Source organism: Streptomyces sp. NRRL S-350, from assembly GCF_000719705.1.
Lineage (GTDB): Bacteria > Actinomycetota > Actinomycetes > Streptomycetales > Streptomycetaceae > Kitasatospora.
Genome location: NZ_JOHO01000031.1, coordinates 40,983 through 53,669, shown reverse-complemented (window position 1 = coordinate 53,669; position 12,687 = coordinate 40,983). Strand labels below are relative to the sequence as shown.

At 72.4% G+C, this 12,687-nt stretch carries 9 protein-coding genes; 3 read left to right on the top strand and 6 right to left on the bottom strand.

What is annotated here, in order from left to right; translation table 11 throughout:
• Window positions 1-59: 59 nt before the first annotated feature.
• Window positions 60-2,315 (bottom strand): M9 family metallopeptidase, encoded by a 2,256-nt coding sequence (locus IF30_RS0125235; RefSeq protein ID WP_030242598.1) that lies wholly within the window; start codon window positions 2,313-2,315, stop codon window positions 60-62.
• Window positions 2,316-2,660: 345 nt separating this feature from the next.
• Between IF30_RS0125235 and IF30_RS0125230 the strand changes: the two genes are divergently transcribed.
• Both IF30_RS0125230 and IF30_RS0125225 read left to right on the top strand, forming a co-directional pair.
• Window positions 2,661-3,260 carry a superoxide dismutase gene (locus tag IF30_RS0125230; RefSeq protein ID WP_030242597.1) on the top strand — a complete coding sequence of 200 codons (600 nt, stop codon included), beginning with the start codon at window positions 2,661-2,663 and terminating at the stop codon, window positions 3,258-3,260.
• Window positions 3,261-3,442: 182 nt separating this feature from the next.
• Window positions 3,443-4,294, top strand: coding sequence for a polysaccharide deacetylase family protein (locus IF30_RS0125225; protein ID WP_030242595.1), 852 nt, complete (start codon window positions 3,443-3,445; stop codon window positions 4,292-4,294).
• Between the two features lie 79 nt (window positions 4,295-4,373).
• On the opposite strand, the gene meaB is transcribed toward IF30_RS0125225, so the two are convergent.
• From meaB to IF30_RS0125210, 3 genes are read right to left on the bottom strand one after another with little or no spacing between them, the layout of a single operon-like run.
• Window positions 4,374-5,360 carry a methylmalonyl Co-A mutase-associated GTPase MeaB gene (meaB, locus tag IF30_RS0125220; RefSeq protein ID WP_030242593.1) on the bottom strand — a complete coding sequence of 329 codons (987 nt, stop codon included), beginning with the start codon at window positions 5,358-5,360 and terminating at the stop codon, window positions 4,374-4,376.
• Window positions 5,361-5,372: 12 nt separating this feature from the next.
• Window positions 5,373-7,577: a methylmalonyl-CoA mutase gene (gene scpA / locus IF30_RS0125215; RefSeq protein WP_030242591.1), complete on the bottom strand. Its 2,205-nt coding sequence runs from the start codon at window positions 7,575-7,577 to the stop codon at window positions 5,373-5,375.
• Window positions 7,574-9,469, bottom strand: a complete 1,896-nt coding sequence (locus IF30_RS0125210; protein ID WP_051711102.1) for a methylmalonyl-CoA mutase subunit beta — start codon at window positions 9,467-9,469, stop codon at window positions 7,574-7,576. The genes scpA and IF30_RS0125210 overlap by 4 nt, the downstream gene beginning before the upstream one ends.
• A 487-nt stretch (window positions 9,470-9,956) precedes the next feature.
• On the opposite strand from IF30_RS0125210, the gene IF30_RS0125205 reads away from it, so the two are divergent.
• The gene (locus IF30_RS0125205; protein ID WP_030242588.1) at window positions 9,957-11,042 is read left to right on the top strand and encodes an NlpC/P60 family protein; all 1,086 of its coding nucleotides are present in this window, start codon (window positions 9,957-9,959) and stop codon (window positions 11,040-11,042) included.
• A gap of 147 nt (window positions 11,043-11,189) precedes the next feature.
• On the opposite strand, the gene IF30_RS41985 is transcribed toward IF30_RS0125205, so the two are convergent.
• The gene (locus IF30_RS41985; RefSeq protein ID WP_051711097.1) at window positions 11,190-12,164 is read right to left on the bottom strand and encodes a M56 family metallopeptidase; all 975 of its coding nucleotides are present in this window, start codon (window positions 12,162-12,164) and stop codon (window positions 11,190-11,192) included.
• Window positions 12,161-12,532 (bottom strand): BlaI/MecI/CopY family transcriptional regulator, encoded by a 372-nt coding sequence (locus tag IF30_RS49575; protein ID WP_267884565.1) that lies wholly within the window; start codon window positions 12,530-12,532, stop codon window positions 12,161-12,163. Before IF30_RS49575 ends, IF30_RS41985 begins: the two co-directional genes overlap by 4 nt.
• Window positions 12,533-12,687 lie beyond the last annotated feature (155 nt).

Genomic DNA, 12,687 nt, shown 5'->3' with positions numbered 1-12,687 from the left:
CGTCGCCGCGGGGCCCTCCGGTCCGTACGGGCGGCCCGGTTGCCGAGCCGGTCAGCCGGTCAGTTGTAGGTCGTGGTGACGGTGACGCCGTCGAAGCCCTGCCGGCCGAAGAGGCTGAAGTACACCCAGCCGGACGGCGGGTTGGTGATGGTGACGCTCTCGCCGTTGCCGCTGCCGGTGGACGCGGCCTGGTACGAGCCGGTGGTGGCCCAGGTGCTGCCGTTGTAGTAGAGGTCGGCGTTGCCGGTGCCGCCGCTGGTGGTGATGGTCAGCTGCTTCACGCCCGCGGGCAGGTTCAGGAAGCTGTAGCTGTAGTTCCCGGTGGTGGCGGCCACGCCGTCGCGGCGGCAGTCCTTGTCGAACTGCCGGGTGTCGGCGGCGGTGCACAGGGGGGCCCGGTCGGCGGGCAGCGAGCCGCAGTCGTCGGCGGCGCACGCCTTGAGCCAGCCGGCGAAGTCGGCGTCGTACGCGGTGCCGATGGTGGTCTTGAGCAGGGCGCGGGCGCCGTTCCAGTCGCCCACGCGGTACTTGCCGAGCAGCGCCGTCACGTCCTGCGGGTGCGACTGGAGCATGTAACGCACCGCCAGGTAGCCCCAGTTGTAGATCCTGGTGGAGTCGGAGTTGTCGTAGGTGTTGTCGAAGAGCGCGCTGAGCGCGTAGGTGCCCTTGCCCGCCTGGGTGACGGCGTCGTCGTAGTGGACGCCCCGGTAGCTGTACGAGATGTACTCGGCGAGGCCCTCGACCCACCAGACGGTCGGGGTGGTCATGCCGGCGTCGAAGTCGCCGTAGAAGTCGTAGCGGCCGTCGAGGTAGTGGGTGTACTCGTGGTTGAGGTTCCAGATCTGGAACTGGGGGCGCAGCCAGGAGGCCTCGTGGGCGATGAACCGGGCCTGGTTGCCGACCTTGGACGGGTCGCCCTCCTCGTACATGCCGCCGTTGTCCACGGCGATGTGGTACATCTCCCAGGCGTAGAGGCTGTAGTTGTAGTAGTCGTCGAAGACGACGACCTCGAGGCTGCTGTTGCCGTCGTTCGCGACCGGTCCGCTGTCCTTGACCACGCCGTGGAAGAACGCGTCCTCGTTGATGAGGCTGTTGCAGGTGTCGGCGAGCTGCTGCGCGGTCATGTCCTGGGCGCGGATGCGCAGGCCGGCGTTGCAGGTGTGGTCGACGGTGAGCACGAGCGGGACGAGCCGGGTGGGCAGGTCGCAGGTGCCGTAGTAGGCGCAGTTGCCCGCGTCCTTGTTCTCCGCGAACCAGACCAGGTTCATGGTGAGCGGACCGGTGTTGCCGACCAGTGGGTAGCGGTTGACCAGGTCCTTGACGATCGGGCGGCCCTGGGCCTTGGTGGCGTCGTTGGCGAGCAGGTTGCCGATCTGGATGCCGATGCCCGTCACCGGGTCCGAGCCGGTGAGCTGGGAGCTGTTGCGGGTGACGAAGGAGGCCAGGGAGGTGGCGAAGCCGGGGTCCGCCTGGAGGGCGGCGACGAAGGCGGGCAGGTCGAAACCGCGGGAGATGACGGTCTCGGTGTTGGCGACGGCGGTGGCCATCGAGCCGGTCCAGGCGCCGGAGTAGCCGTCGAGCAGGCGCTTGACGACGCCGGTGTAGCGGGCGTTCTCCTGGGCGCTGTCGATCAGGGTGACGGCCTCGGCGAGGGTGGCGCCGTTGGCCTCGGTGACGTCCTTGCTGTGCGGGGCGGCGAAGAAGCCGTCCAGCGCGCCGCGGATGGCGGTCTGCAGGGTGGCGCCGTACGTGCCGACGACGTCCGGGTGGTACCACTGCACGTAGTACCCGGCGCGGAGGTAGACCACCAACTGCCCGGCGGCGGTGGAGTCGTCGCCGGGGTAGGCGGCGGAGACGTCGCGGAGGGCGTCGGCGACGCTCGTCATCTGGGCCTCGGCGAAGGCGCCCCTGGCGTCGTTGCCGGTGAGGGTGAACAGCGAGTTGACGCAGTCGAGTCCGGCCGACTTGACCTGCTGGACCAGCGCGGCGCCGGAGTTGCCGGTGAAGGCGGACACGTCGCAGGCGCCGGCGGCGAGTTGTCTGGGGGCCTTGGCGGCGCCGACGGTGCTGCCCGCCGTCGGGGCGGTGGCCTTGGCCCTCGGGTCCGAGGCGAGCGGTCGGGCGTCCTCGGGCGTGTCGGGGGACTTCGGTACGGGGATCGCGCGCGGTGCGGCGGCCTTGGGGGTGGGGGCGGGGGCCGACGGCTGGTCCGCGGCGTGGGCCTGGGGGGAGAAGAGTCCGAGGGCGAGGAAGAAGGCGGCGCCGAGCGCAGGGACTCTGCGCGCGTTCGCCTTCGCTATCCGGAAGGGACGCATGGGGTGGGGGCCTCCGGGGCCGGTAGTGGTCGTGCGTTTCGGGGACACGACCGCTCCAATGTGTGACATGTAAAATGGCACATGAAGGGTGACGGCGGGAAGCCCCCGGAAGCGGAAAGCTCGTCAGGCTTGAACCCGTCAGGCCTCGAGTCCGTCAGGTCTCGAGCCCGACAGGGGTCGTGCCCGTCAGGCCTCGATCTCGTCAGGCCTCGCGGTGCCGGGCGAACGGCCGGTGTGACGTAGGGAATAAGCAGGAGCAGATGCTTCGCTCTTGCAAGTCATACGCAATAGTGTTGTCCCGACACGATCACCGTTGTCCGACCTGCCGAAAGGGGCCGTGTCCTGATGGGCACCTACTCGCTTCCCGACCTCCCGTACGACTACTCCGCGCTCGAGCGGGCCATGTCCGCCGAGATCCTGGAGCTGCACCATTCCAAGCACCACGCCGCCTACGTCAAGGGCGCGAACGACACCCTGGAGCAGCTCGCCGAGGCGCGCGACAAGGAACAGTTCGGCGGCCTGGTCGGCCTGCAGAAGACGTTCGCCTTCCACCTGTCCGGCCACGTCCTGCACTCCCTGTTCTGGCAGAACCTCTCCCCGGAGGGCGGCGACCGCCCCGAGGGCGAACTGGCCGACGCGATCACCGAGCACTTCGGCAGCTTCGAGGCCTTCAAGAAGCAGCTGACGAACGCCACCACCGGCGTCCAGGGCTCCGGCTGGGGCATCCTCTCCTGGGAGCCGCTGGGCCGGCGCCTGATCGTGGAACAGGTCTACGACCACCACGGCAACGTGGGCCAGGGCACCACCCCGCTGCTCGCGTTCGACGCCTGGGAGCACGCCTACTACCTGCAGTACCGCAACGTCCGCCCCGACTACGTCACCCGCCTGTGGGACGTCGTCAACTGGCAGGACGTCTCGGCCCGCTTCGCCGCCGCCACTGCCTGACACCCGTCCGCCGAACCGGCCCCGGCCCGCTCGGCCGGTCCGGGGCCCGGCCCCTCCCTCACCCGGGGGCCGCCCTCACCCGGGGCTCCGCCCGCAGGAACGGGGGAACCGGGGAACCCGTTCGATCCGGTTCACGTCATGAACCTCGGAAACTCGAAGACAGGTGGGGGAGCGGTCAGTCGATGGACCTGAATGCACGTGTGAAGAACCTGGCCGGCAGCCGGGTCGCCCTCGCGGTGGCGGCAGTCGTTCTGACGGTGGGCGCCTGGGGAGTGGCGACCCTGGCCGACTCGGACCACACGCCCGGGCCGAACGCCGCGCAGGAGCACGGCGGATCCGCGGACGGCACCGGCGGGGACGGCCGCAAGGGAAACGACGGCTCCGGCAGCGGCGGCGACGGCGGCACCCAGCAGCCGGGCGGGATACCCGACGGCATAGCCCACGCCTCCGAGAGCGGAGGCAACGCCGTCAACATCACCATCGACGACGGCCCCGACCCCACCTGGACCCCGAAGGTCCTCGACATCCTCAAGCGGCACGGCGTGACAGCGACGTTCTGCATGATCGGACCGCAGGCCAAGGCCCACCCCGACCTCGTCAAGCAGGTCGTCGCCGCCGGCCACCGGCTCTGCGACCACACCGTGCACCACGACACCGCGATGGACAAGAAGCCCGTCGCCTACCAGGAGAAGGAGATCCTGGACGCGAAGAAGATGATCGAGGACGCCGCGGGCGGCGCCAACGTGCAGTACTACCGGGCCCCCGGCGGCTCGTTCACCTCCGACAGCCGGCGCATCGCCGCCGCGAACGGCATGCGCCCGCTCGGCTGGAACATCGACTCCAAGGACTTCAACAAGCCCGGCACGGCGGCCATCGTGGACACGGTCAAGAAGGAGATCCACAACGGCCCGACCATCCTGTTCCACGACGGCGGCGGCGACCGCCAGCAGACCGTCGAAGCCCTCGACCAGGTGCTCACCTGGCTGAAGGCCCAGGGCCGCCCCACCGGCTTCGCGGTGCAGACCACCCCGTGACGCCCGCCCCCGCCTGGAAACCGTCGAAGCGCCGTGCCCCGCGTACGCGGGGCACGGCGCTTGGCCCTTACGGCGGCGGTCAGCCGAAGAAGGCGTCCAGGATCTGTTGGGCGGCCAGCCCCGCCGGGAGGGTGCCGGCCCGGACCTGGGTCTCCAACCGGGTCGCCAGTCGCCGCACTTCGGGGTGCTCGTGGAGCCGCGCGAACAGCTGGTCGTGGACCATGGCCCAGGTCCACTCGACCTGCTGGTCGCGGCGTTTGGCGGCGAGTGCGCCGGTGGCGTCCAACACCTTGCGGTGCTGCTGCAGCCGTTCCCAGAGCACGTCGAGGCCTGCGCCCTCGCGGCCGCTGCAGGTCAGGACCGGCGGGGTCCAGGCCGCGTCCGGGGGCTGCAGCAGTCGCAGCGCGCCCGCGAGTTCGCGGGCGGCGGCCTTGGCGTCGCGTTCGTGCGGGCCGTCGGCCTTGTTGACGGCGATGACGTCCGCCAGTTCCAGGACGCCCTTCTTGATGCCCTGCAGCTGGTCGCCGGTGCGCGCCAGGCTGAGGAGCAGGAAGGTGTCCACCATCCCGGCCACCGCCGTCTCGGACTGGCCGACGCCGACCGTCTCGATGAGCACCACGTCGTGGCCCGCTGCCTCCATGACCACCATCGACTCCCGGGTGGCCTTGGCGACCCCGCCCAACGTCCCGGACGTGGGCGACGGGCGGACGAAGGCGTTCGGGTCGACGGCGAGGCGCTCCATCCGGGTCTTGTCGCCCAGGATGGAGCCGCCGGTGCGGCTCGACGTCGGGTCGACGGCGAGTACCGCGACCCGGTGGCCGAGCCCCGTCAGCATCGTCCCGAAGGAGTCGATGAAGGTCGACTTGCCGACACCGGGCACGCCGGTGATGCCGACCCGCACCGCGCCGCCCGCGTGCGGGAGCAGTCGCTGGAGCAGCTGCTGCGCGAGCGCGCGGTGGTCGGGCCGGGTGGACTCGACGAGGGTGACGGCTCGCGCGATCCAGGCGCGCGAGCCGTCGAGGACACCCGCCACGTAGCTGTCGAGGTCGATCGTCCGCGGAGGCATGCGATCAGGAACTCACAGCTCGTGGCCGAGTTCGGCGGCCAGCGTCGTCAGCAGGTCGTGCGCGGCGTCCGGGATGACGGTGCCCGGGCCGAACACGGCTGCCGCGCCCGCCTCGTGGAGCGCCTGGAAGTCCTGCGGGGGGATGACGCCGCCGACGACGATGGTGATGTCCTCGCGGCCCGCCGCGGCGAGTTCGGCGCGCAGTGCGGGCACCAGGGTGAGGTGTCCGGCGGCCAGCGACGACACGCCGACGATGTGCACGTCGGCCTCGACGGCCTGGCGGGCGACCTCGGCCGGGGTCTGGAAGAGCGGGCCGACGTCGACGGTGAAGCCGAGGTCGGCGAAGGCGGTGGCGATGACCTTCTGGCCGCGGTCGTGGCCGTCCTGGCCCATCTTGGCGACCAGGATGCGCGGTCGGCGGCCTTCGGCCTGCTCGAACCGCTCGACCAGGTCGCGGGTGCGCTGGAGGGGGGCGGAGGGGCCCGCTTCGTCTCGGTACACACCGGAGATGGTACGGATCTGGCCGGAGTGGCGGCCGTACACCTTCTCCAGGGCGTCCGAGATCTCGCCCACCGTCGCCTTGGCCCGGGCGGCGCCGACGGCCAGGTGCAGCAGGTTGCCGTCGAGTGAGCCGTCGCGCTGCGGCCCGGCCTCGGCGGCCCGGGTCAGTGCCCGCAGGGCATCCTGGCAGGCCGCCTCGTCGCGCTCCTCGCGCAGGCGGCGCAGCTTCTCGATCTGGGCGGTCCGCACCGCGGAGTTGTCGACCTTGAGCACGTCGATCTGCTCGTCGCTGTCGACCCGGTACTTGTTGACGCCGATCACCGGCTGGCGGCCGGAGTCGATGCGCGCCTGGGTGCGGGCGGCGGCCTCCTCGACGCGCATCTTGGGGATGCCGGCGTCGATCGCCTTGGCCATGCCGCCGGCGGCCTCGACCTCCTGGATGTGCTGCCAGGCCCTGGCGGCGAGGTCGTTGGTCAGCTTCTCGACGTACGCGGAGCCGCCCCACGGGTCGATGACCCGGCAGGTGCCGGACTCCTGCTGCAGCAGCAGCTGGGTGTTGCGGGCGATGCGCGCGGAGAAGTCGGTGGGCAGGGCGAGTGCTTCGTCGAGGGCGTTGGTGTGCAGCGACTGGGTGTGGCCCTGGGTGGCGGCCATCGCCTCGACGCACGTGCGCGTGACGTTGTTGAACACGTCCTGGGCGGTGAGGGACCACCCCGAGGTCTGCGAATGGGTGCGCAGCGAAAGGGACTTGGCGTTCTTCGGGTCGAACTGCCGGACGAGCTTGGCCCAGAGCAGCCGGGCCGCGCGCAGCTTGGCGACCTCCATGAAGAAGTTCATGCCGATGGCCCAGAAGAACGACAGCCGGGGTGCGAACGCGTCGACGTCCAGCCCCACGTCCAGGCCCGCGCGCAGGTACTCCACGCCGTCGGCGAGGGTGTAGGCCAGCTCCAGGTCGGCTGTCGCGCCCGCCTCCTGGATGTGGTAGCCGGAGATGGAGATCGAGTTGTACCGGGGCATCTTCTGCGAGGTGTACGCGAAGATGTCGGAGATGATCCGCATCGACGGCTGCGGCGGGTAGATGTAGGTGTTGCGGACCATGAACTCCTTGAGGATGTCGTTCTGGATGGTCCCGGCCAGCTTCTCGGGCGGCACGCCCTGTTCCTCGGCGGCGACGATGTACAGCGCCAGCACCGGGAGCACGGCGCCGTTCATGGTCATCGACACCGACATCCGGTCGAGCGGGATGCCGTCGAACAGCTGGCGCATGTCGTAGATCGAGTCGATGGCGACGCCCGCCATGCCGACGTCGCCGGTGACGCGCGGGTGGTCGCTGTCGTAGCCGCGGTGGGTGGGCAGGTCGAAGGCGACCGAGAGGCCCTTCTGGCCGGCCGCCAGGTTGCGGCGGTAGAAGGCGTTGGACTCCTCGGCGGTGGAGAAGCCCGCGTACTGGCGGACGGTCCACGGCTGGTTGACGTACATGGTCGGGTACGGCCCGCGCAGGTACGGTGCGATGCCCGGGTAGGTGTCCAGGAAGTCCAGCCCGGCCAGGTCCGCCGGGGTGTACAGCGGCTTGACGGCGATGCCTTCGGGGGTGTCCCAGAGCAGTTCGTCGACGTCCTTGCCGGTGGACTGCCGCCAGGCGGCCTGCCAGCGTTCGTCGGTGGCGTCCGCGGCGGTGCCGCCGTCCAGCCCGATTCCGGTGAAGTCGGGGATCATCGGGCCACCTTGCTCTCGTGGGCGCTGCCCGCGCCGGTGATCAGGTCCAGCAGGGAGGTCAGGACGGCGACCGCGTCCCCGCCCGCGTGGACGAACCCGTCCACTCCGTCGGGCACTTCGCCGGGCCGCCCGGCCAGCAGCACCTTCGCGGCGCCGGCGGCCTTCAGGGCGCCGGCCACCGACGCGGCGTGCTCGGCGTAGAGGGCGTCGCTGGAGCACAGGCAGGCGACGCTCGCGCCGGAGGCCCGGAAGGCCTCGGCGAACGCGGCCGGGTCGACGGACTCGACGGAGGTCGTCGCGATCCCGCCGGCCTGGAACAGGTTGGCCGCGAAGGTGGTGCGCGCGGTGTGCGCGGCGGCGGTGCCGATCGAGGCGAGGAACAGCGCCGGGCGGGCGCCGCTCGCGGCGGCGTGGGCGTCCGAGCGGTCCCGCAGCGCCTCGTACGCCTCGGCGCGACGCACCCTCGGCAGGCCGCCGGCGAGGGCGGCCGGGGCCGGCTCGCGGACCAGCGGCTGCTCGTCGAGGTGCGGGAACTCGCTGACGCCGGTGACCGGTTCGCGCCGCCTGGCGAGCCTGGTCGAGCGTTCCGCCCAGGTCGCGGCGATCCGCTCGCCGACGAGTCCGTCGGCGAGGGCGGCCTGCTGGCCGCCGGCCCGCTCGATCTCCTGGAACCAGGCCCAGGCGGCCTGCGCCAGTTCCTCGCCCAGCTGTTCGACGTACCAGGAGCCGCCGGCCGGGTCGATCACCCGGGCCAGGTGGGACTCCTCCAGCAGGATCGACTGGGTGTTGCGGGCGATGCGGCGGGCGAAGGCGTCCGGCAGGCCGAGTGCGCTGTCGAAGGGCAGCACGGTGACGGCGTCGGCGCCGCCGACCCCGGCGGCCAGGCAGGCCACGGTGGTGCGCAGCATGTTCACCCACGGGTCGCGGGCGGTCATCATCACCCGGGAGGTGACGGCGTGCTGGCGCTGCGCGGAGGCTGCGGCGCCGGCCCCGGACACCTCGGCGATCCGGGCCCAGAGGCGGCGCGCGGCACGGAACTTGGCGATCGTGAGGAACTGGTCGGCGTCCGCCGCGTAGCGGAACTCCAGCTGGCCGAGCGCGGCGTCGACCGACAGCCCGGCCCCGGTCAGCGCGCGCAGGTAGGCGACGCCGGTGGCGAGCGAGCAGCCCAGCTCCTGGGCGGGCGAGGCGCCGGCCTCGTGGTACGGCAGGGCGTCGACGGTCAGTGCCCGGACGCCCGGGTAGTCGGTGGCGCAACGGGCGGCCAGCGCGGCGGCCTCGGCGAGCAGCGCGTCGGTGCGGGCGGTGTCGCCGGTGCGGGCCTGCAGGCCGAGCGGGTCGGCGCCGAGGTTGCCGGCGGCATCGGCGGGGGAGACCTCGCGCTGCCGGTAGAGCCGGAACAACTGCTCGGCGGCCTCGGTGAAGTCGGGTCCGGCGTCGAGTGCCACGGCGGCCAGGTCCAGGTACACGCCGGTCAGTGCCTCGGGCAGGGCGTCCACGGGCAGGCCCGTGTCGCCCAGTTCCAGCCAGAGCGAGCCGACGCCGTTCTCCAGGTCGGCGAGCACGGCCTCGTTGGTGCGCCGCCGGTCCGGGTCGGCGTGCCGCTGCCGTACGTCCCAGCCGGCGACGGCCGACCCCTGGGGCCGGCCGCCGCGGACGAACGGCGGGAAGCCCGGGTAGCCGGGGTCGACCGCGGTGTCGTCGGCGGTGTACAGGGGGCGGGCGCTGAGGCCGTCCTGGAGGTCGGTGGTGAGTGCCTGCTCGGCGGCGGCGCCGTCCTCGGGCTGGGCACCGGACTTGCGCAGCACGCCCTGGACGAGCGCCTGCCACTGCTCACGGTGCGCGGCCGGGAACTCGGCAGCGAGGGGGAGCCCTTCGGGCGGGACCTTCATGTTCGCAGGTTAGCGCTCGTTCGCAGAGCCGCAGGAGGGGAGTGGGCTGTGACCTATCCCTCCATTTGGCGGGCCTTTAGCACTCCGCGCGCGAGGGAGTGCCATGGGCCCGGAGTCGGGGGGCCTCGGGCCCGGAGTCGGGGGGCCTCGGGCCCGGGGCCGGGGCGGGCTTGGGCCGGGTGGGGCGGGCTGCGGTGTGCGGGTCCGGTGCGGGTGTCGTGCGAGGGCGGCTGCGGGTGAACCGGCGGGCCGGTGGCGTCCGTAGTCAACGTCGATGGCACGGAACGCGATCGGTGCCCCGGTGTGGCCCCGCGAGGCCATGATCAGGGGGATTGCGGAACCCCGCCACTCATCTATTAAGTTACTTCGAAGAAGGCGGGTGGGGCGGTTTCCCCCCCGTTGCTCGCCCTGTCCGCCTTCATCCGCCCCGGCCCCCGCGAAGCCGTCCCCGCTTCCGCGGATTCCCCCGAAGGAGAGCCGACCGCCCATGGGAAAGCGTCGCAAGCCCAGCCCCCCGAGCCGGGCCCGCATGGCGGTCCTCACCACGGCCATGGCGGCCGGCGGCGCGGTCCTCGCCTCCGGCACCGCCCACGCCGAGCCCACACCCAACCTCGCCACCGTCAAGGAACAGGTCGACCAGCTCAACGAGCAGGCCGAGCAGGCCATCGAGCGCCACAACGGCTTCCAGGCGAAGCAGCAGAAGCTGCAGGGCGACGCCAACCTGATCCAGGAGAAGGTCGCGCGCGGTCAGGAGGCGATGAACGAGCTGCGCACCCGGCTCGGCGCGGTCGCCGCCGACCAGTACCGGACCAACGGCATAGACCCCGCCGTCCAGCTGATGCTCGACTCCGACCCGGCCGGCTACCTGGAGCGCGCCTCGGTGCAGAACCAGGTCTCCGACTCCCAGGCGAGCCTGCTCAAGCAGGCCCAGGACGAGCAGCGCAAACTCGACCAGGACCGCGCCGAGGCCACCGCCACGCTCGCCGCGCTCGACTCCGTCGGCACCCAGCTGGCGGAGCAGAAGAAGGAGATCCAGACCAAGCTGGCCCAGGCCCAGGCGACGCTCAACAAGCTCAGCGCCGAGGACCGGGCCAAGGTCAACGCCCAGCAGTCCGCCGAGCGGGCCAAGGCCGAAGCCAAGCAGGCCGCCAACGCCGCCGCGGCCGACCGGGCCTCCCGCTCCGCCGAGCGCCCCGACCTGAACGCCCCGGTGCCGGCCGCCGGCGGCCGGGCCGCCACCATCATCGCCTTCGCCCAGGCACAGCTCGGCAAGCCGTACGGCTGGAGCAGGACCGGCCCCGACAGCTTCGACTGCTCCGGCCTCACCAGCATGGCCTACCGTGCGGCCGGCGTGACGATCCCCCGGATGTCGCAGGACCAGTGGAACTCCGGCCCGCACGTCGACCGTGCCAACCTCCAGCCCGGCGACCTGGTCTTCTTCTACGACGACCTGCACCACGTCGGCCTGTACATCGGCGACGGCAAGATGATCCACGCGCCGCGCACCGGCAAGAACATCGAGGTGCTGCCGATCTCCGTGATGAAGTACATGGGCGCCGTCCGCCCGGCCTGACCGCGTTCGCGGCGAAGGCCGCCCCCGCTCCGGCGGGGGCGGGCTTCGCCGTTCCCCGCCGGTCCCGTTCCGCAGCGGTCCCGTTCCGCAGCGGCGCCGTTCCGCAGCGGCGCCGCTCCCTGCCGGCCCCGCTGGGCGGCGGCCCGGCTACGGAGGCGGGGCGCAGGCCAGCAGGTACGGCAGCGCCGGCAGCACCGGCAGGGCCAACGCCACGAGCTGCCGGCCCGGTCGCCGCCGCCCGCGCCCCGGCCGGGCCAGTCGGCGGACCCGGGTCAGCACCCCGGTCGCGGTCGCTCCCATCGACCCGCCGCCCGGACCCTCCTCCGGACCCGCGCCACGACCCCCTCCCGGCGCCCGCCCCGGAAGCCGGGCACCGACGGTCGCCAACGCGCAGAGCGCCGAAGCCAGTTCACTCCGCGACACCTGCGCCAGGGCCGCGTCGTCCGCCGCCATCTCCAGCAGCAGCGCCACCTCGGAGCGCCCCAGCCGGGCCAGCGGCAGCGGCCCGAGGAGCAGCGCGAAGGCGTCCGCCGGCAGCCGGAACAGGTGGTGGCGGCCCCGGATGTGCCCGTGCTCGTGGGCGACGGCCGCGGTGAGCTGCCGCTCGTCGAGCAGCCGCAGCGCCCCGCGCGACAGCACGACCCGGGATCGTCGCCCGGGCAGGCAGTAGACCGTCGGGTGCGGGTGCTCCAGCACCAGCGCGTCCCAGCGCTTGTCCCGTACTGCGACCACGTCCAGCAGGGCCCGGTGCCGCCGCCGGGCCAGGCCGGTGCGCAGGCCGACGGCGGCCACCAGCGCGGCGACCACCGTGCCGGCCGCGGCCGGCAGCCACCAGTCGTGGGTGTGCGGCAGGACGGGCCCGGCCGGTTCGTGGTGGGGGAGCGAGCCGCGCGGGAGCAGGCCGTCGGCCGCCAGGCCGAGCAGCCCGGCCGGCTCGTGGGCGAAGGGCTCCGCCAGGTGGTGCGCCGCGAGCGCCGTGGCCACCGTGAACGAGGCCATCAGCGCGAGCCAGAGTGCCGCGCCCGTCGCCGGGCGGGCCTGGAGCCGGGCGGAGCCGGCCAGTCGCCGGGGCAGCAGGACACCGACCGTCACCAGGTAGAGGCCGAGCAGCGCGAGGGTCACTCCGCGTCCCGGGACTTCACCTGTTCGAGGGCCGCGAGCAGGGCGGAGGCCTCGTCCCCGCTGATCCGGTCGACGAAGTGGAGCAGCGCGCCGGCCCGGTCGGGGGTGGTCTCCAGCGCCCGGTGCATCAGCCGGGCCGTGTACTCCTCGCGGGTGCAGGTCGGTTCGTACACCCAGGCGCGGCCGACCTTGTCGCGGCGCAGCCAGCCCTTGGTGTGCAGGATGTCGGCGACCGTCGTGACGGTGGTGTACGCGACCTCCCGCTGCTGCCGCAGGTCGTCCACGACCTCGCGGACCGTGGCCGGCCGGTGCCAGGACCACAGCCGGTCCATGATCTCGGCCTCCAGGTCGCCGAACCCCCGTAGCACTGCCGTGTCTCCCTCGCCGAACCGCACCCGATCGGGCTGAACCGTACCGGACCGTGCGGGACGTACGGAACCGAACCGAACAGCACCATACGGAACGTACGGAACCGAACCGTAAGGAACCGAACCGAACCGCACGATACGAGCCCGAACCGTAC